This window comes from Ferrovibrio sp., assembly GCF_965278975.1.
GTDB lineage: Bacteria > Pseudomonadota > Alphaproteobacteria > Ferrovibrionales > Ferrovibrionaceae > Ferrovibrio.
The window spans coordinates 815748-834120 of the sequence record NZ_OZ257126.1 but is presented as its reverse complement, the minus strand read 5'-3'; the positions used below and the strand labels follow the sequence as shown (position 1 = coordinate 834120).

General features: G+C 63.6%; 20 protein-coding genes. 16 read left to right on the top strand and 4 right to left on the bottom strand.

Annotated features, from left to right (window positions below; translation table 11 throughout):
* Nucleotides 1–9: 9 nt before the first annotated feature.
* Entirely contained in the window at nt 10–1503 is a 1494-nt protein-coding gene (gltX, locus tag ACQY7X_RS03995) for a glutamate--tRNA ligase (protein WP_428248558.1), read from the top strand.
* Between the two features lie 2 nt (nt 1504–1505).
* Here the strand turns inward: gltX and copM are convergent, their stop codons facing one another.
* Together copM and pcaQ are read right to left on the bottom strand one after the other, a co-directional pair.
* Entirely contained in the window at nt 1506–1883 is a 378-nt protein-coding gene (copM, locus tag ACQY7X_RS03990; protein ID WP_428248557.1) for a CopM family metallochaperone, read from the bottom strand.
* Between the two features lie 75 nt (nt 1884–1958).
* Nucleotides 1959–2876, bottom strand: coding sequence for a pca operon transcription factor PcaQ (pcaQ, locus tag ACQY7X_RS03985; RefSeq protein WP_428248556.1), 918 nt, complete (start codon nt 2874–2876; stop codon nt 1959–1961).
* 106 nt (nt 2877–2982) lie between these two features.
* On the opposite strand from pcaQ, the gene pcaC reads away from it, so the two are divergent.
* From pcaC to pcaD, 5 genes are read left to right on the top strand one after another with little or no spacing between them, the layout of a single operon-like run.
* Nucleotides 2983–3375 (top strand): 4-carboxymuconolactone decarboxylase, encoded by a 393-nt coding sequence (gene pcaC, locus ACQY7X_RS03980; protein WP_428248555.1) that lies wholly within the window; start codon nt 2983–2985, stop codon nt 3373–3375.
* A 13-nt stretch (nt 3376–3388) separates the two neighbouring features.
* A complete protein-coding gene (pcaH, locus tag ACQY7X_RS03975) occupies nt 3389–4120 on the top strand; it encodes a protocatechuate 3,4-dioxygenase subunit beta (RefSeq protein WP_428248554.1) in 732 nt (243 codons plus the stop codon).
* Nucleotides 4121–4122: 2 nt separating this feature from the next.
* A complete protein-coding gene (gene pcaG, locus ACQY7X_RS03970; RefSeq protein WP_428248553.1) occupies nt 4123–4743 on the top strand; it encodes a protocatechuate 3,4-dioxygenase subunit alpha in 621 nt (206 codons plus the stop codon).
* Nucleotides 4744–4761: 18 nt separating this feature from the next.
* The gene (locus tag ACQY7X_RS03965) at nt 4762–6111 is read left to right on the top strand and encodes a 3-carboxy-cis,cis-muconate cycloisomerase (protein ID WP_428248552.1); all 1350 of its coding nucleotides are present in this window, start codon (nt 4762–4764) and stop codon (nt 6109–6111) included.
* Nucleotides 6112–6113: 2 nt separating this feature from the next.
* Complete coding sequence (gene pcaD / locus ACQY7X_RS03960) at nt 6114–6893, top strand: 3-oxoadipate enol-lactonase (RefSeq protein WP_428250032.1); 780 nt, start codon at nt 6114–6116, stop codon at nt 6891–6893.
* A gap of 4 nt (nt 6894–6897) precedes the next feature.
* On the opposite strand, the gene ACQY7X_RS03955 is transcribed toward pcaD, so the two are convergent.
* Nucleotides 6898–7509 carry a pyridoxamine 5'-phosphate oxidase family protein gene (locus ACQY7X_RS03955; protein WP_428248551.1) on the bottom strand — a complete coding sequence of 204 codons (612 nt, stop codon included), beginning with the start codon at nt 7507–7509 and terminating at the stop codon, nt 6898–6900.
* Between the two features lie 30 nt (nt 7510–7539).
* Nucleotides 7540–8196 (bottom strand): TetR/AcrR family transcriptional regulator, encoded by a 657-nt coding sequence (locus tag ACQY7X_RS03950; protein WP_428248550.1) that lies wholly within the window; start codon nt 8194–8196, stop codon nt 7540–7542.
* A 153-nt stretch (nt 8197–8349) separates the two neighbouring features.
* Here ACQY7X_RS03950 and ACQY7X_RS03945 point away from each other — a divergent pair, with 153 nt between their 5' ends.
* From ACQY7X_RS03945 to ACQY7X_RS03900, 10 genes are read left to right on the top strand one after another with little or no spacing between them, the layout of a single operon-like run.
* A complete protein-coding gene (locus tag ACQY7X_RS03945) occupies nt 8350–9177 on the top strand; it encodes an FAD binding domain-containing protein (protein WP_428248549.1) in 828 nt (275 codons plus the stop codon).
* A 2-nt stretch (nt 9178–9179) separates the two neighbouring features.
* Nucleotides 9180–9665 (top strand): (2Fe-2S)-binding protein, encoded by a 486-nt coding sequence (locus ACQY7X_RS03940; RefSeq protein WP_428248548.1) that lies wholly within the window; start codon nt 9180–9182, stop codon nt 9663–9665.
* Complete coding sequence (locus tag ACQY7X_RS03935; RefSeq protein WP_428248547.1) at nt 9662–12055, top strand: xanthine dehydrogenase family protein molybdopterin-binding subunit; 2394 nt, start codon at nt 9662–9664, stop codon at nt 12053–12055. The genes ACQY7X_RS03940 and ACQY7X_RS03935 overlap by 4 nt, the downstream gene beginning before the upstream one ends.
* Before the next feature lie 33 nt (nt 12056–12088).
* On the top strand, nt 12089–13342 hold the full coding sequence (locus ACQY7X_RS03930) for an ABC transporter substrate-binding protein (protein ID WP_428248546.1): 1254 nt from the start codon (nt 12089–12091) through the stop codon (nt 13340–13342).
* A 40-nt stretch (nt 13343–13382) separates the two neighbouring features.
* Nucleotides 13383–14267, top strand: a complete 885-nt coding sequence (locus tag ACQY7X_RS03925) for a branched-chain amino acid ABC transporter permease (RefSeq protein ID WP_428248545.1) — start codon at nt 13383–13385, stop codon at nt 14265–14267.
* A 4-nt stretch (nt 14268–14271) separates the two neighbouring features.
* Nucleotides 14272–15228 carry a branched-chain amino acid ABC transporter permease gene (locus ACQY7X_RS03920; protein WP_428248544.1) on the top strand — a complete coding sequence of 319 codons (957 nt, stop codon included), beginning with the start codon at nt 14272–14274 and terminating at the stop codon, nt 15226–15228.
* A complete protein-coding gene (locus ACQY7X_RS03915; RefSeq protein ID WP_428248543.1) occupies nt 15225–15992 on the top strand; it encodes an ABC transporter ATP-binding protein in 768 nt (255 codons plus the stop codon). The genes ACQY7X_RS03920 and ACQY7X_RS03915 overlap by 4 nt, the downstream gene beginning before the upstream one ends.
* Complete coding sequence (locus tag ACQY7X_RS03910; protein ID WP_428248542.1) at nt 15979–16683, top strand: ABC transporter ATP-binding protein; 705 nt, start codon at nt 15979–15981, stop codon at nt 16681–16683. The genes ACQY7X_RS03915 and ACQY7X_RS03910 overlap by 14 nt, the downstream gene beginning before the upstream one ends.
* Before the next feature lie 11 nt (nt 16684–16694).
* Nucleotides 16695–17129, top strand: coding sequence for a VOC family protein (locus tag ACQY7X_RS03905; RefSeq protein ID WP_341978986.1), 435 nt, complete (start codon nt 16695–16697; stop codon nt 17127–17129).
* A 3-nt stretch (nt 17130–17132) separates the two neighbouring features.
* Entirely contained in the window at nt 17133–18350 is a 1218-nt protein-coding gene (locus ACQY7X_RS03900) for an FAD binding domain-containing protein (protein WP_428248541.1), read from the top strand.
* The last annotated feature ends 23 nt before the right edge of the window (nt 18351–18373 follow it).

Below are 18373 nucleotides of genomic sequence, written 5' to 3'. Positions count from 1 at the left end.
ATTTCCGCCATGACCGTCCGCACCCGTGTTGCCCCGTCGCCCACCGGCGATCCCCATGTCGGCACGGCTTATATCGCGCTGATCAACTACTGCTTTGCCAAGCAGCATGGCGGCCAGTTCCTGCTGCGTATCGAGGATACCGACCGGGTGCGCTCGACGCTGGAATCCGAGCGCGTCATCCTGGAAGCCCTGCGCTGGCTCGGCCTGAGCTGGGATGAAGGCCCGGATGTCGGCGGCCCGCATGGCCCCTACCGCCAGAGCGAGCGCGGCGCGATCTACCAGCAGCATTGCGATCACCTGTTGAACGAAGGTCATGCCTTCCGCTGCTTCTGCACCACGCAGACGCTGGATGCGATGCGCGAGGAACAGCGCAAGCGTGGCGAGCAGCCGCGCTATGACGGCCGCTGCCAGCATCTCAGCGATGCCGATATGCGCGCCAAGATGGTGGCTGGCGAGCCGCATGTGGTGCGCATGAAGGTGCCGACCGAGGGCGTCAGCGTCATCAACGACATGCGCCGCGGCGCGATCGAGATCGAATGGTCCAAGGTCGACATGCAGGTGCTGATGAAGTCGGATGGCATGCCGACCTACCATCTCGCCAATGTCGTGGACGACCACCTGATGGGCATCACCCATGTGATGCGGGGGGAGGAATGGATTTCCTCGGCACCGAAGCATCAGTTGCTCTACAAGTATTTCGGCTGGCAGATGCCGGAAATCTGCCATCTGCCGCTGCTGCGCAATCCTGACCGCAGCAAATTGTCCAAGCGCAAGAATCCCACCGGCATCCTGTTCTATCAGCGCATGGGCTATCTGCCCGAGGCTTTGCTGAATTTCCTGGGTCTGCTCACGCTTTCGGTGGCGGAAGGCGAGGAAATGCGCAGCCTGGATCAGCTCGTTGCCGAATTCGCCCCGGATCATATCTCGCTTGGTGGCCCGGTTTTCGATACCGAGAAGCTGAATTGGCTGAACAGCCGCTATATCCGCGAACGCCTGACCCCGGAGCAGTTGATCGAGCGCGTCGCCGCTTGGGCCTTCCAGCCCGAGCGCCAGCTCGCCATCGCCAAGCTGGCGCAGAGCCGTATCACCCGGTTGTCCGATCTCGGTCCGCTGGCCGGCTTCATGTTCGCCGGCGTACTGGATACGCCGGAAGCCGTGCTGCGCGATAACAAGCTGAACGAGACCCAGCTGCGCCAGGTGTTCCAGTTCGGCCTGTGGGAATTCGACAAGCTGGTTTCCTGGGAAGCCGGCACCATCGACAAGACGTTGCGCTTCATCGCCGATAAGGCCGGCGTGAAATTCCGCGACCTGGTGCGCCCGTTCTATGTCGCCATCACCGGCAGCGCCCAGTCGCTGCCGCTGTTCGACAGCATGGAACTCTTGGGCCGCGATGTGGTGCGCGAGCGCCTGCGCCGTTCACTCAGCGTGGTCGGCGGGGTTTCGGCCAAGGAAGCCAAGGAATGGGCCAAGCTGCTGGCCGCCGAAGCGGCCAGCGAGGAATAGGCCTACTGGCGGCGCTTCGCCAGCCATTGCTGCATCTGGGCGATCTCGGCTTCCTGTGCCTTGATGATGCCCTCGGCCAGTTTGCGGATTTCTGGATCCTTGCCGTATTGCAGCACCACGCGGGCCATGTCGATGGCGCCCTGGTGATGCGGGATCATGCCTTTCAGGAAATCGGCATCGGCATCGCCGCTGAAGGCGATATCCATGTCGCGGTGCATGCGGTCATTGGCGGCGCGGTAGGCCTTGGTGGCCGGCGATTCCGCGCGGGCTGCCGGGGCGGCGCCATGGGAGCCATGGCCGGCATGCTGCGCCAGGGCAGACGTTGCGAGGGCCGGCGTGGCGAGAGTGATGACGAGCAGGGCAAGCAGCAGTTTTTTCATGGCCTTCTGATCCTGAACAATGGCGTTACCGCGCACCTTGCGGTTTGCCATGGTGGGAAGGTCAAGCGTTGATTCTCAGGGAAGTTCCGCTGCCAGGCGGCGCAGGGCCTCGCGCAAGCGGTTCATCGCCGCGCGCGGCAGGCTGTCGAAGCGCGTGGTGATGCCGACAGCGCCGGTCGGCCGGTCGATGCTCACCGGCAGCAGGGCCAACTGGCCTTCCTCCAGATCATCCAGCACCACGCCGCGCGAGATGATCCATACCGCATCCGACATGCGGGTGTAGCGCCGTCCGAAGCTGGGTGACACGGTTTCGATTGTATCGGGCAGGGCGGTCAGCCCCTGGCCGAGCATCAGGCGTTCGACATCGGGGCGAATGATCGAGCCCTGGATCGGGAACAGCACGGTGAAGGCGGCGATATCGTGCAGGGTTACGGAACTGCGGTGCTGCAGCGGGTGACCCTGGCGCACCACGAACACGATTTCTTCTGAATAGAGCGGCTCGAAGGCCAGCCCCTGCATCATCGCCGGATCGGAAAGCCGCCCGACCACGATATCCAGGCTGCCCTCCTTCAGCCGGCCGAGCAGATAATCGTTCGGCCCGGTCAGCACCCGGATGGTGGCACGCAGCCCTTCCGCCTTGGCGGCGATCACGGCGGCTGGCACCAGGCGGGTGGCCACCGTGGGCAGGGCGCCGATGGAAATCGTTGTGCCGCCATCGCGTTCGGCGCGGCCGACGCTGTCCAGTCCCTCTTTCAGCGCCGCGAAGGCCGTGCCGGCATAGCGGCGGAACACCTCGCCGCTGGCGGTGAGGAAAACGCCGCGCCGGCTGCGTTCCAGCAAAGGCGCGCCGAGGATGGCTTCCAGTTCGGCGATGGCCTTGGAAACCGCCGGCTGGGTCAGGCTGAGGCTGCGGGCGGCCTTGCCGAAACTTTTCTGTGCCGTCACTTCCAGGAAGCAGGCGAGGTGGCGGAGCTTGATGCGCGGGTCGAGCATGGCGGCTTATATATCATTTTCAGTATGATAAAATGAAGCAATATCATTTTACATATGGTTTTTCGGTATGATACTCCCAGGCTGAAGCCGTATGAGGGAGAAAAACATGGCGGAGCAGAGCCGCTACGATGCCGGGATGGCGATCCGCCGCCGGGTGCTGGGCAATGCCCATGTCGACCGCGCCGAAGCCAACAAGACCGAGTTCGATGCCGATTTCCAGCGCTTCATTACCGAAGGTGCCTGGGGTTCGCTGTGGGCGCGGCAGCAATGGACGCCGCGCCAGCGCTCCATCGTCACCATCGCGCTGCTGGCTGCCTTGGGCCATGATGAGGAGGTGGCCATGCATGTGCGCGCTACCGCCAATACTGGTGCCACGCCGGAAGATCTGCGCGAGGCGATGTTGCATGTGGCGGTTTATGCCGGCGTGCCGGCAGCCAACAGTGCGATCAAGACCGTGAAAAAGACGCTGGCCGAGATGGCGGCAGTGGGAAAAGAGTAGGGGCCTAGGGATCATGGATAAGAATTTCGAGCAGCGCGGACCGTTCTACGAGCGCGACAAGAGCATCCATCCGCCGGCCTTCACGCCGGGCTACAAGACCAGCTTCGCGCGCTCGCCGCGCCTGCCGCTGCTTTCATTGCAGCCGACGGTTTCTGAGATGACCGGACCATTGTTCGGCCATGACGAGATCGGCCTGCTGGATAACGACCTGATCCGCAATTACGCCAAGACCGGCGAGCCGATCGGCGAGCGTATCATCGTGCATGGCCAGGTGCTGGACGAGAATGCCCGGCCGGTGCCGAATACCCTGGTGGAATTCTGGCAGGCCAATGCCGGCGGCCGCTACCGCCATGCCAACGACACCTATATCGCCGCCATCGATCCAAATTTCGGCGGCTGCGGCCGCGCCCTCACCGATGCCGAGGGCCGCTATTATTTCCGCACCATCAAGCCCGGCCCCTATCCGTGGCGCAACGGCGTCAACGATTGGCGCCCGGCGCATATCCATTTCTCGGTTTATGGCCAGGGCTTCATCCAGCGTCTGATCACCCAGATGTATTTCGAGGGCGATCCGCTGATCCCGCTTTGCGCCATGCTTGGCGGCATCCCCGATGCCGCGTCGCGTCAGCGCCTGGTGGCGCCGCTGGACCTCAATGCCTCGCTGCCGCTGGACAGCCTAGCCTATCGCTTCGACATCGTGCTGCGTGGCCGCCGCGCCACCTATTTCGAGAATAAGGGCGCCTGATCATGGTGAGCTACCTGAAGGAAACCGCGTCGCAGACCGGCGGTCCCTACGTGCATATCGGCCTGATCCCGCGCCAGGCCGGTTTCGATATCTTCCAGAACAATTTCACCAATGTGGTGGCGCCGCCGGGTGTGCCGGGCGAGCGCATCATCATCGAGGGCCAGGTGCTGGATGGCATCGGGGCGCAGGTGAAGGATGCGCTGCTGGAAATCTGGCAGGCGGATGCCAAGGGCCGCTACAGCCATCCCCATGATGGCGGCGTCAACCCGGATTTCCGCGGTTGGGCCCGCACCGGCACCGATTTCAAGACCGGTTTCTACCGTTTCGAGACGATCAAGCCCGGCGCCATCGCCGATGCCGGCGGCTTCTGGCAGGGCCGCGCCATGGCGCCGCATGTGACGCTGTGGATCGCCGCGCGCGGCATCAATATCGGGCTGCATACCCGGGCCTATTTCGCCGATGAGGCGGAGGCCAACGCCAAGGATCCGGTGCTGAACCTGGTGGAGAATCCCGACCGGCGCAAAACCCTGATCGCCGAGCGTTCGGTGCGCGATGGCGCCACGGTCTATCGTTTCGATATCCGTCTGCAGGGGGCTGGCGAAACGGTGTTCTTCGATGCCTGAAGCGGGCATGATCGCGGCATGACAAGCGATCCGCTCGACAGCCTCTTCACCACGCCGGACATGGCGGCGGTGTTTGCGCCTTCCACGCGCCTGCAGGCGATGCTGGATGTGGAAACCGCCCTGGCGCGTGCCGAAGCGGCTGCCGGTGTGATCCCTGCGGAAGCCGTGAAGCCGATTACTGCTGCCTGCGATGCCGCCTTGTTCGACCTGGGTGCGCTGGGCCGTGCCGGGCGTCAGGCGGGCAATCTGGCGATCCCGATGGTGGCGGCGCTTACCGCCCGCGTGGCCGAAGTCGCGCCGAAAGCAGCCGCCTGGGTGCATTGGGGTGCCACCAGCCAGGACATCATCGATAGCGGTCTGATGCTGCAATTGCGTGTTGCCCTGGCGCTGCTGGAAGCCGACATGACACGGCTCGACCGTGCCCTGGCCAAGCTGGCGCGCCGCCATGCCAGGAGCGTCATGGTCGGTCGCACCTGGCTGCAACAGGCGGTGCCGGTCAGCTTCGGCCTCAAGGCCGCCGGCTGGCTCTCGGCCCTGCGTCGCGACCGCCAGCGGCTCAATGAACTGAAGCCGCGCCTGCTGGTGCTGCAATTCGGCGGTGCTGCCGGCACGCTGGCCTCATTGGGCAGCAAGGGCCCGGCGGTGGCGGCCAGGCTGGCGCGTGAACTGCATCTCGGGTTGCCTGAATTGCCCTGGCATAGTCAGCGCGACCGCATCGTCGAACTTGGCGCCTGGGCCGGATTGCTCAGCGGCAATATCGGCAAGATGGCGCGCGATATCTCGCTGCTGATGCAAAGCGAAGTGGCGGAAGTATTCGAGCCGGCGGGGGCTGGCAAGGGTGGTTCCTCGGCGATGCCGCAAAAGCGCAATCCGGTTGCCTGCGCCGCCGTGCTGGCCAATGCGGCGCGCGTGCCGGGCCTGCTCGCCACGTTGTTTGCGGCGATGCCGCAGGAGCATGAACGCGGCCTGGGCGGTTGGCAGGCGGAATGGCAATTGCTGCCAGAATTGCTCGGTCTGGTCTCTGGCTCGCTCAGTGCCATGGCTGAAACCATTGAGGCGCTGGAAGTCGATACCAAGCGCATGCGGCGCAATCTCGATGCCTCGAACGGCCTAGTGCTGGCGGAAGCGGTCTCCATCGCACTTGGGCAGAAAATCGGCAAGGCGGCGGCACATAAGCTGGTGGCCGAGGCCAGCCGCCGTGCCGTGGCCGAGGCCAGGCCGCTGGCGGATATTCTGGCGGCGATGCCGGAAGTGACGCCGCATCTGGATCGTGCCGCACTCAAGCGCGTGTTCGATCCGGCGCGCTATCTCGGTGCCAGCGACAAGTTCATTGCCGCCGCCCTGCGGCAGAAGGTGAAGGGACGTTGACCATGCCTGTGGCGCAGCTTGCCGATGTCAGCCTGAATTACCGCCTTGATGGCGCGGAAAACGCGCCGGTGCTGCTACTGTCGAATTCGCTCGGCACCGATCTGTCGCTGTGGGAGCCGCAGGTCAGCCCGTTGAGCCAGCGTTTCCGCCTGCTGCGCTATGATACCCGGGGCCATGGCGGTTCTGCCGCCACGCCCGGCCCCTACACGCTGGATCAGCTGGGCCGCGATGCGGTGGCCCTGCTCGATCATCTCGGCATTGCCAAGGCCCATGTTGCCGGCGTGTCGCTTGGCGGCATGACGGCGCAATGGCTGGCGATCAATGCGCCGTCACGGGTCGACAAGGTAGTGCCCTGCTTCACTTCGGCGCATATCGGCAATCCTGACATGTGGAACCAGCGCATCGCCGCCATTCAGGCCCAGGGTCTTGGCGCCGTGGTGGAAGGCGTGCTGGAACGCTGGTTCACGCCGGCCTATCACAAGAGCCGCCCGGACGAGATCGAGCGTTTCCGCAAGATGCTGCTGGGCATGCCGAAGCATGGCTATTGTGCCGCCGCCGCCGCCGTGCGCGACATGGACCTGCGCGATCAGCTTGGCCGTGTTGCCGCGCCGACCCTGGTGATCGCCGGCCTGCATGATCTATCGACGCCGCCTGCTCATGGCGAAGGGATTGCTGCCGGCATCAAGGGGGCGCGCTGCGAGAAGGTGGAGGCGGCGCATATCGGCAATGTCGAGGCCGCCGGCGCCGTTACCAAGCTGCTGCTGGAATTCCTGACCGCCTAGGGTCTTACCACATGGAGGCCTTGGCGCGTTCCGGCCAGGCCTTGTCGTAGGGTTCGCCGCCAACGCGCCCCGCCGTGATGCCGGCCAGGATCTGGCCTGCTGTCGGCAGGCTTTTCGGATCGACATGGCGTTCCGGGTTCCACAGCTCCGAGCGCATGATGGCGCGGGCGCATTGGAAATAGACGCTCTCCACCTGCAGCACCAGCACCGAGCGCGGCGCTTTCTCTTCCACCGCGAAGCTCTCCAGCAGCGCCGCATCGATGCTGAGCTGGCCACGGCCATTCACCCGTAGCGTGGTGCCGGAGCCGGGGACCAGGAACAGCAGGCCGACGCGCGGATCGCGCACGATGTTGCGCAAGCTGTCGACGCGGTTGTTGCCGCGCCGGTCGGGCAGCAGCAAGGTGCGGTCATCCTGGATGCGGACGAAGCCGGCTTTGTCGCCGCGCGGCGAGGCATCCAGCCCTTCCGGCCCACAGGTGGCCAGCACCACGAAGGGTGAAGCCTCGATGAACTGCCGGTAATGCGGCGTGATGTAATCCACTTCCTTGGCGGTCGAGGTTTCCTGCGCCTCGCCATAGAGCTTTTCCAGTTCGGCCACGCTGGTGATGATACTCATTGGGTCCTCCAGGCTGATCAGCTTACGCCCTTACGCTGCTTCGGCAAGCACGCGCTCCAGGATCGGCTTCAGGCCGCCGATGAATGTCTCGATCTTTGCATCCGTGGTCTGCGTCTCGCCCGGCGGCACATCCAGGCCGTAGATATACTTGCGGATGCCGTCATAGATGATGGCGCCATGCAGGCCCCAGTAGAGTTCCAGTTCGGGGGCGCTGACCGGCACCTTGTCGACGCCGGCGAGGCCGAATTCGTGGCGCATTTCGGCGCACAGGCTGATGAAGATATGCTCGCGTACCAGCGCCAGATAGCGCCGGTTGAAGCCGACATTGCGCATGCCGGCCTGGAAGAAGATGCGCAGCCATTCGTAATCGACGATCACCGGGTAATAGTCGTGATAGAAGCGCTTCAGCCGCGCGATTACCGGCTGGCTGCGGTCCTTGATCCAATCTTCCCATTCCGGCTTCCAGCGGGTGAGGTAGACCTCCTCGTAAACGCGGTCGATCAGATCCTGCTTGGTCGGGAAATAGCGGTAGAGCAGTGGCTGGGTGACACCGAGGCGCTTCGCCAGCTCCCGCGTTTGGCCGTCGAAGCCGACTTCGGCGAAAAAATGGATTGCCGCGCGCACGATCTGTTTTTCGCGTTCTTCCGGCGAAAGTCGTTGGCGTTTGGGCGGTTTTGCGGCGGGCATGCGCTCTCCCTTGGGATGGTATTATAATTAGCACGCGATAAATTAGCTTGACACCTCCCCGGCCACCCTGCCAACTTCCCTGCTAACGGGCAGGTAAGCCCGGCAATGGTAACCCGTGACCTACATACACAACGGGGCCAGAGGAGGAAACCGGTGAAAGCCCCGTCATTCGGTTACATAAAGGCGCGTGACCTCGGTCAGGTCTTCGACCTGCTGGAGCAGCATGGCGATGAAGCGCGCCTGCTGGCCGGCGGCCAGAGCCTGCTGCCGTCGCTCAATCTGCGGCTGTCCAGCCCGGGTATCCTGATCGATCTCAACGGCCTGACCGATCTGGGCGGGATCACTGAAACCGCCACCAGCCTGGTAATTGGCGCCATGACCCGCCATGTGGCGGTGGAAACGTCCGATCTGGTGGCGCGCCATGCGCCGCTGGTGGCCGCTGCCATGCCGCATATCGCCCATGCGGCGATCCGCAACCGCGGCACCATCGGCGGCAGCCTGTGCTTCGCCGATCCTGCCGCCGAATTGCCGGCCTGCATGGTGGCTTTGCGCGCCACCCTGGTGATCCAGGGCAGGGGCGCCGAGCGCCGCGTCCTGGCGGCCGATTTCTTCCGGGGTCTGTTCGAAACCGCGTTGCAGCCGGGTGAAATCCTGCGCGCCATCGAGATTCCGAAAGCCGCTGCCGACCACCGCTTCGCCTTCAATGAACTGGCCCGCCGCCATGGCGATTATGCTGTGGTTGGGCTTGCCGCTGCCGCCGAGGCCGATTGGCTGAACCTGGTCTACTTCGCCGTTGGTGATCGCCCGGTCACTGCGCCCCGGGCCGCCGCATCCTTGCTGCGTGGCGATGTCGATGGCGCGATTGCCGCCCTGGAGGCTGAGCTGGAACCTGACGGCGACCTCAATGCCCGTCCCGAAACCAAGCGGCATCTGGCCGGCGTGCTGCTGCGCCGCGCCGCCGCATCGCTCCGCAAGGCATGAGCATGGATCAGCACGACATCACCCTTACCGTGAACGGCCAGCGCGTGCAGCGCCGCGTTGCCGCGCGCATGCATCTGGTGGATTTCCTGCGTATCGAACTGGGTCTTACCGGCTCGCATCTGGGCTGCGAACATGGCGTCTGCGGTGCCTGTACCATCCGCGTCGATGGCGTGGCCCTGCGCGGCTGCCTGATGCTGGCGGCCCAGGCCGATGGCTGCAACATCGAGACCATCGAGGGCCTGAGCGACAGTGGCGCCATCGCCGACCTGCAGGATTCGTTTCATCGTCACAATGCCCTGCAATGTGGCTTCTGCACGCCCGGTATGCTGGCCTCTGCCGCTGAATTGCTGGAGCGCTGCCCGATGCCGAGCCGCGAGCAGGTGCGTGAGCATATGTCGGGCAATTACTGCCGCTGCACCGGCTATCACGCCATTGTCGATGCCATCACCGACGTGGCCGAACAGCGGCAGAAGGGAAATGCGGCATGAGTAACGAACCGCTTTCCATCTTCGACCGGCCGAACAGCTATATCGGCCGCACCGTGCCGCGTCCGAATGCCAAGAAGCTGCTGCAGGGCCGTGGCACCTTCATCGACGACATTACATTGCCGCGTATGCTGCATGTAGTATTCGTGCGCAGCCCGCATGCCCATGCCCGGATCAAGGAGATCGACCGTGCCGCTGCGCAGGCCATGCCGGGCGTGGTGGCGGTGGTGACGGGGCCGGAGCTTGCCAGGGTGATCACGCCCTGGGTTGGCGTGCTGACGCATCTGAAGGGTCTGAAATCCGCGCCGCAGCATGCCATCGCGATTGACCGCGCCTGCTGGCAGGGTGAGGCGGTAGCCGCCGTGGTGGCGGAAACCCGCGCCCAGGCCGAGGATGCCGCCGAGCAGGTTCTTGTCGAGTGGGAGGAATTGCCTGCCGCTGTCGACATGGAAGTTGCGCTTGATCCCGATGCCGTGGTGATCCATCCCGAGCTTGGCGACAATCTGGCTTTCCGTCGCGAGTTGACCGCCGGTGATCCCGATGCCGCCTTTGCCGCGGCGCATCTGGTGGTGGAAGAAACTTTCCATACCGGCCGCCATACCGGCGTCTGCCTGGAGCCGCGCGCCATGCTGGCGGATTATCAGCCCGGCGAAGGCAAGCTGGTCGCTTATCACGCGACGCAAGCGCCGCACATGATCCAGAACTTGCTGGCCAAGCATCTCGGCCTGGATGAAGCCGATGTGCGGGTGATCTGCAAGGATATCGGTGGCTCCTTCGGTATCAAGGTGCATGTCTATGCCGACGAGATGGCGACGGCTGCCCTGGCGGTGCTGCTGAAGCGTCCGGTGAAGTTCATCGCCGACCGCCTGGAATCCTTCGTCACGGATATTCATGCCCGCGACCATCGCATCAAGGGCCGCATCGCGGTTTCCAAGGAAGGCGACATTCTGGCTTTCGAGATCGATGACCGCACCGGCATCGGCCCCTATTCGGTCTATCCACGCACCAGTGCCATCGAAGCCAATCAGGTGGTGAACCTGATCGGCGGGCCGTACAAGCACAAGAATTACCGGGCGAAAGCCGAGGTGGTGTTCCAGAACAAGAATGTGATGTGCCAGTACCGCGCGGTGGGCCATCCCATCGCCTGCGCCGTCACCGAAGGTCTGGTTGATCTTGCCGCCCAGAAGCTAGGCATGGATCCGGTTGAGTTCCGTCGCCGCAACCTGATCGCGGACGATGCCTATCCCTATACCGGCCTTGCCGGCCTGCCTTACGAGGACCTCTCGCATCACGCCGCCTTGGATAAGCTGCTGGCAATGATGGATTACAAGGCCCTGCGTGCCGAGCAGGCGGAGCTGCGCAAGCGCGGCATCCATCGCGGCATCGGTTTTGCCAGCTTCATCGAGGTGACCAATCCTTCCGCCGCCTTCTATGGTGTCGGCGGCGCGCGCATCTCCTCGCAGGATGGCTGCACCATCCGCCTTGATCCCACCGGCACGATCACCTGCGCCACCGGCGTTACCGAACAGGGCCAGGGTACCGAGGCGATCATTGCCCAGGTGGCGGCCACGGCAGTCGGCGTGGATATTTCAAAGGTACGGGTGATCACCGGCGATACCGAGATCACGCCCTATGGTGGCGGCACCTGGGCTTCGCGCGGCGCCGGCATCGGCGGTGAAGCCGCACTCCAGGCCGGCAAGGCGCTGAAGCAGAATATTCTGATCGTCGCCGGCGCCATGCTGCAGGCGGCGCCCGAGACATTGGACCTGCGCATGGGCAAGATTGTCGATGCCGAAACCGGCAATGAACGCCTGGCGCTGGATGAGCTTGGCCGCGTTGCCTATTTCCGGCCCGATACGTTGCCCAAGGGTTTGCAGCCGGAATTCGTGGTGACGCGCCACTATGTGCAGAAGGATTTTCCCTTCGTCTTCACCAATGGCATCCAGGCCAGCTATCTCGAAGTGGATGTCGATACCGGCTTCGTCAAGCTGCTGAAGCATTGGTGCGTCGAGGATTGTGGTACCATCATCAATCCGCAGCTGGTGGACGAGCAGGTGCGCGGCGGTGTGGTGCAGGGCCTCGGCGCTGCCTTGTTCGAGGAATGCATCTACGACGACCGTGGCCAGCTGGTGAACGGCTCGATGATCGACTACCTGGTGCCGATGGCCGGCGAGATGCCGGATATCGAGGTCGGCCATGTGATCTCGCCGACCCGTTCTTCCGAACTGGGTGCCAAGGGCGCGGGCGAGGCCGGCACGGCCGGCGCGCCTGCCGTGGTGATGAACGCCATCAATGATGCGCTTTATCCTTTCAATGCCCGCGTGGTGGCGCAGCCCTTCACGCCGGAGCGGATTCTTCAAGCCTTGGGCCGGGTGCAAGCGGCCGCCGAATAGTCAACGCAGAATAAGAACAACCAGGAGGAAACAATGAGCAACAGCAAGACCAAGACCGGCATCAGCCGCCGCCGCGTTCTCGTCGCCAGCGCCGGTGGTGCCGCGCTCGCCGCTTTCACGCCCAGTCTGTTCAATATCGCCCGCGCCCAGGCCGGCAGCATCAAGATCGGCTTCCCCACCCCGCTCACCGGTGCCTTCGGCGCCGAAGCGCAGGACCAGGTGCGTGCCGCCGAAATCGCCGTCAAGGAATTCAACGATGCCGGCGGCTTCCAGGGCCGCATGGCCGAATTGCTGGTACGCGACGACAAGCTCAATCCGGGCGAAGCGGCCACCCGCACGCTGGAACTGATCGAGAAGGACAAGGTCAACTACATCGTCGGCTCGCTCTCGGCCGCCGTGCAGCTTTCGATCAATAATGTCACCAAGGAACGTGGTGTCATCTTCAACTCGATCAGCCAGTCGGATGCGATCAACGAGGCGAAGGACTGGAGCAAGTTCACCTTCCATGAGGCGTTGAACCCGCATATGACCGCCGGTGCCGTCGGCCGCTATGCCTTCAATAAGTTCGGCAAGAAGGTGGTCTACCTTACCGCCGACTATGCCTACGGTCATGAAATGGTGCGTGGCTTCGAGACCGTCGGCAAGGCGGTCGGTGCCCAGACTCTGGCCGATATCCGCCATCCCATCGGTGCTGCCGATTACTCGGCCTTCCTGCCGCGCATCCAGTCGCTGCGTCCGGATATCCTCTGCATCTGCAATTTCGGCCGCGATCAGGTCAATGCCGTGAAGCAGGCCACCGAGTTCGGTATCAAGGAAAAGATCAAGATCATCGCCCCGGTGCTGCTCTATACCGCCCGCGTTGCCGGCGGCCCGGAAAGCTTCGAAGGCGTGGTTGGCGGCACCTCCTATTACTGGCGCCTGGAAGATACCGTGCCGACCGCCAAGGCGTTCAATGACAAGTTCCGGGCTGCCCATGGCGGCGCGGTGCCGTCCGATTACGGTGCGCTCGGCTATGCCGGCGTGCGCACGGTGCTGACGGCGGTGAAGAATGCCGGCACCACCGACACCGACAAGGTGATCGAGGCGATGCGTGCGCTGAAGTATGACTTCTACAAGGGCGCGCAGTATTATCGTGGCTGCGACCATCAGTCGGTGCAGTCGGTGCTGGTGATCGAGTCCAAGAGCAAGGACATGAAGGACAAGAACGATGTGTTCAACATCGTGTCCATCGAGCAGCCGGCGGAAGCCAATCTGCGTTCCTGCGCCGATCTCGGCCACAAGGCTTAAAGCGAGCAGGCCGCGTGCCACGCTGGTGTAAGGGGTGACTATGAGTGGTTTGACCCTCGATCTGTTGCTGTTGCAAATCGTCACCGGCGTGGCGCTCGGTTCCATTTTCGTGTTGCTGGCGATCGGCCTGTCGCTGATCTTCGGCATGTTGACGGTAGTCAATTTCGCCCATGGTGCCTTCTTCATGGGCGGTGCCTATCTCGGCGTTTTCCTCTACGGCCTGACCAAGAATTTCTGGGTCTGCCTGGTGCTGGTGCCGCTGGGCATCGGCCTGCTTGGCCTGGTGGTCGAGCGTTTCCTGGTGCGGCCGCTCTATGGTCGCAATATCGATGATCCGCTGCTGCTCACTTTCGGCCTCGGCTATATTTTCGTCGAGACCGTGCGCATCCTGTTCGGCCTGAACGGTATTCCGTTCAGCACCCCGGCGGGCCTGCGCGGCGCAGTCGATCTCGGCATCGGCTATTTCCCGCTCTATCGCCTGTTCCTGATCATCGCCACCGCCGTGATCGTACTCGGCCTGTGGCTGTTCATCGAAAAGACCAAATACGGCCTGATCATCCGTGCCGGCGCGCGTGATCCCGAAATCGTGCGCGTGCTGGGCATCAACGTGTCGAAAATCTGGCTGCTGGTGTTTGGGCTTGGCACCGGCATTGCCGGCTTGTCCGGCATCCTGGCGGCGCCGTTGCAGGCGGTGACGCCGGAAATGGGCATCCCGGTGCTGGCCGAAGCCTTCGTCGTCACCGTGGTCGGCGGCATGGGTTCGCTGGTTGGCGCCGTGGTGGCCGGCCTGCTGGTCGGTATCGTCGTCGCCATGACCTCGCTTTTCGCACCGGAGATGGCCAAGGTCTCGATCTTCGCATTGATGGCCCTGGTACTGCTGGTGCGGCCGCAGGGCCTGTTCGGCCGCCCCGGTCTGATGAGCTGAGCCGATGACATCACCCGGTCCGCTCATGCAATTCGGCAGCCGCCACCGCGTCGCGCTGGTGGCGGTATTCCTGCTACTGTTCCCCTGGCTGATGCCCTATGAAGCCCTGGCGGTGAACATCCTCATCCTCGGCCTCTATGCGCTCGGCTTCAACCTGCTGTTCGGCTATACCGGCCTGCTCTCCTTCGGCCATGCCGCTTTCCTCGGTTCCGGCGCCTATGGCTGCGGTATTGCCCTGGTGCATTTCGGCGTGCCGTGGTTCGGCGCCATCCTGATCGGCGTGCTGCTCTCGGTATTCTTCGCCGTGCTGATGGGCTTCCTCGCCATCCGCACCCGCGGCATCTACTTCGCCATGGTGACTTTGGCGTTGTCGCAATGCGTCTATTATATCTTCTATCAGGCGGTCGGCCTTACCGGCGGCGAGAATGGCCTGCGCGGCATCAATCTGGCGAAGATCGGCATCCTTGGCTTCGAGGTGAATTTCCTCAACCCGACGGTGAAGTATTACGTCGTGGTCGCCTTCGTGCTGGCAGCGGTATGGATTTTCTCACGCATCCTGGCCTCGCCGTTCGGCGCCGTGCTGGAAGCGATCCGCGAAAACGAGAACCGGGCACGCGCCTGCGGCTATGATGTGACGCGCACTAAGTTCGTCGCTTTCGTGCTGTCTGGCGCCTTCTGCGGTCTGGCAGGCGCGCTGAAGGCGCTGCATCTCTCCATCGTGCCGATCGAGACGCTGCACTACCTCACCTCCGGCCAGGTGGTGATGATGGCCTTGCTTGGCGGCATGGGCACTTTCTTTGGGCCGTTCGTCGGCGCCGCCGCCTTCCTGCTGCTGGAAGATGTGCTGACCACGCTGACTTCGCATTGGCAGCTTGTACTGGGCGCCGTGTTCGTGGTCTTCGTGCTGTTCCTGCCCAAAGGCATCTGGGGTACTTTCCTGGCTTGGGGGAAGACGCGATGAGCGATATCATCCTCGCCACCCAGGGCGTCTCGAAATACTTTGGCAAGTTCCTGGCGTTGAATGACGTGTCGGTGTCCTTCGAGCGCGGCAAGCTTTCCGCCATCATCGGGCCGAATGGTGCCGGCAAGAGCACCTATTTCAATGTGCTGTCGGGTGCCTTCCCGCCGAGCCAGGGCAGGCTGACCTATGATGGCCGCGACATCACCGGCCTGCCGCAGCATGAATTCGCCCGCATCGGCATCGCCAAGTCATTCCAGATCACCAATGTCTTCCCCAAGCTCACCGCCTTCGAGAATGTGCGTGTGGCGGTGCAGGCACGGCATGTGCGCTTCGGCCTGTGGCGCCCGCGCGAAGCCTATGAGGAGGTGAACCAGCGCGCCCGCGAATTGCTGGCCCTGGTTGGCCTGGCGCAGCATGCCGACCGGCCGGCGCAGGATATGGCCCATGGCGAGCAGCGCGCGCTGGAAATGGGCATGGCCCTGGCCGCCGAGCCGAAGCTGCTGCTGCTGGACGAGCCGACCGCCGGCATGTCGCCGGAAGAAACCCGCACCATGATGGACCTGATCCAGCGCCTTGCCGGCGACCGCACGGTGATCCTGGTGGAACACAAGATGAAGCTGGTGATGGGCATCTGCGAGCGCATCGTGGTGCTGCATCATGGCGAATTGCTGGCCGATGGCACGCCGATGGAAGTGCAGAACAATGCCGATGTGAAGCGCGTCTATCTCGGCCAGGGCAGGAGCGGTGGCCATGCTGCGGCTTGAGAATCTGTCGGCCTGGTATGGCCCCAGCCACATCCTGCAGGGCGTCAGCCTGGAAGTGCGGCGTGGCGAGATCGTCACCTTGATCGGCCGTAACGGTGCCGGCAAGACCACGACTTTGCGCACCATCATGGGCCTTGTGGCCAAGCGCCAGGGCAGCGTGCAGTTCGATGGCGCGGAAATCTTAGCTGATCCGGCGCATCGCCGCTTCCATCGCGGCCTTGCCTATGTGCCGGAAGAGCGGCGCATCGTGCCGGGCCTGACGGTGGAGGAGAATCTTCGCCTGGGCATCATTGTCGCCGCCAACCGTTCGGAAGAGCGGCGCATGATCGATTTCATCGCTGAGACTTTTCCGCGCCTGAAGCAGCGTTTGCAGCAGGAAGCCATCACCATGTCTGGCGGCGAGCAGCAGATGCTTGCCATCGCGCGTGCCATGATGGCGATGCCGAAGATGATCCTGCTGGATGAGCCATCGGAAGGCATCATGCCGATCCTGGTGGATGAGATGTTCGAACTGTTCCGCCGCATGAAGGCGGAAGGCACCACCATCCTGCTGGTGGAACAGAATGTGGAACTGGCGCTCGGCCTGTCCGATCGCGCCTATATCATGGATCAAGGGGTGATCGTGCATCAGGACAGTGCCGCCAACCTGCTGGCCGACAAGGCCATGCAGGAGCGCTACTGCGCCGTATAAGGGAGTCCGCCATGGCGATCGACAAGCTGGCCCATTATTCCATCCGCACCACCGACCTTGAAGCGTCGCGGGTGTTCTACACCGAAATCCTCGGCTTCCGCGTCGGTTACCGCCCGCCCTTCGATTTCCCCGGCATCTGGCTCTATATGGGTGAGGATGAGCGCGAATACGGCACGGTGCATATCATCGGCATCGATCCGAACAATCCTGAAGGGCTGATCAAGTATCTCGGCGACAAGTCGCTGGACAGCCTGAAAGGCACCGGCAGCGTCGATCATATCGCCTTCAACGCCACCGGTCTGGCCGAGATGCGCCAGAAGCTGACCTCCCGTGGCATGGCGATCCGCGAGCGCACGGTGCCCTCGCTGAATTTGCACCAGGTGTTTCTCGAAGACCCCTCCGGCGTCACCATCGAATTGAATTATCCGGCAGCGGAAGCGGCCTGAGTCATGCGCCGCGCCCTGATCGTTGGCGGCTCGCTGGGCGGGCTGTTCGCCGCCAATCTGCTGCATCGTGCCGGCTGGGATGTGCTGGTGTTGGAACGCTCCGGCGAAGCACTCTCGGGCAGAGGAGCGGGTATTGTCACTCACCCTGAATTGTTCGATTGCCTGCGGGCCGGCGGCGTCACCGTGGATGCCGGCATCGGCGTTTCGGTGCCGGGACGGGTGACGCTGGCGCGCGATGGCAGTGTGGTGCAGGCCAGCGATCTGCCGCAGATACTCACCGCCTGGGGCCGGCTCTATCATCTGCTGAAGGCGGCCCTGCCGCCGGCTCTCTATCGTTTTGGCGCCAATCTGCGTCAGGTCAGCCAGGATGAGGCCGGCGTCACCGCCCATCTCGCCGATGGCAGTGTTGAGCGCGCCGATCTGCTGGTGGGTGCCGATGGCATCCGCTCCACGGTGCGGGCACAGTTCATGCCGGAAGCCAGGCCGGTCTATGCCGGCTATGTCGCCTGGCGCGGCCTTACAGATGAGGCGGTGCTGTCGCCTGCCACCCATGCGGCTTTGTTCGAACGCTTCGCCTTCTGCCTGCCACCTTCCGAGCAGATGCTCGGCTACCCGGTGGCGGGGCTGAAGGATGCGGTGGCACCGGGTCAGCGCCGGTTCAATTTCGTCTGGTATCGTCCGGTGGATGAGGCGACGACATTGCCGCGCATGCTCACCGACGAAAGCGGCCGGTGCCATATGGAAGGCATCCCACCGGGGCTGATCCGCGCCGATCTGTTGGCCGATATGCATCAGGCGGCCGACGACGTGCTGGCGCCGCAATTCGCCGAGGTGGTGCATAAGGCAACGCAGCCCTTCTTCCAGCCGATCTTCGATCTGGAAGTGCCAAACATGGCGGCGGGCCGGGTCGCCATCCTGGGCGATGCCGCCTTTGTTGCCCGGCCGCATCCCGGCATGGGCGTCACCAAGGCCGGCGGCGATGCTTATGCGCTGATGCGCGCCTTGCAGCGCCATGATGACGTGGCAACCGCACTCAAGGCCTTCAATGCCGAACGCCGCCGCATCGGCGCCTTCCTGGTCGATCATGCCCGCCGGCTTGGCGCCTATATGCAGGCGCAGCAGAAGACGCCGGAGGAGCGCGCCATGGCCGAACGCTACCGCAGCGTGGCGGCGGTGATGCGGGAAACCGCCGTGGCGCCGCCCTATCCGGCTTCCGCTTAGCTCACGCCGTATACTATCCTGGT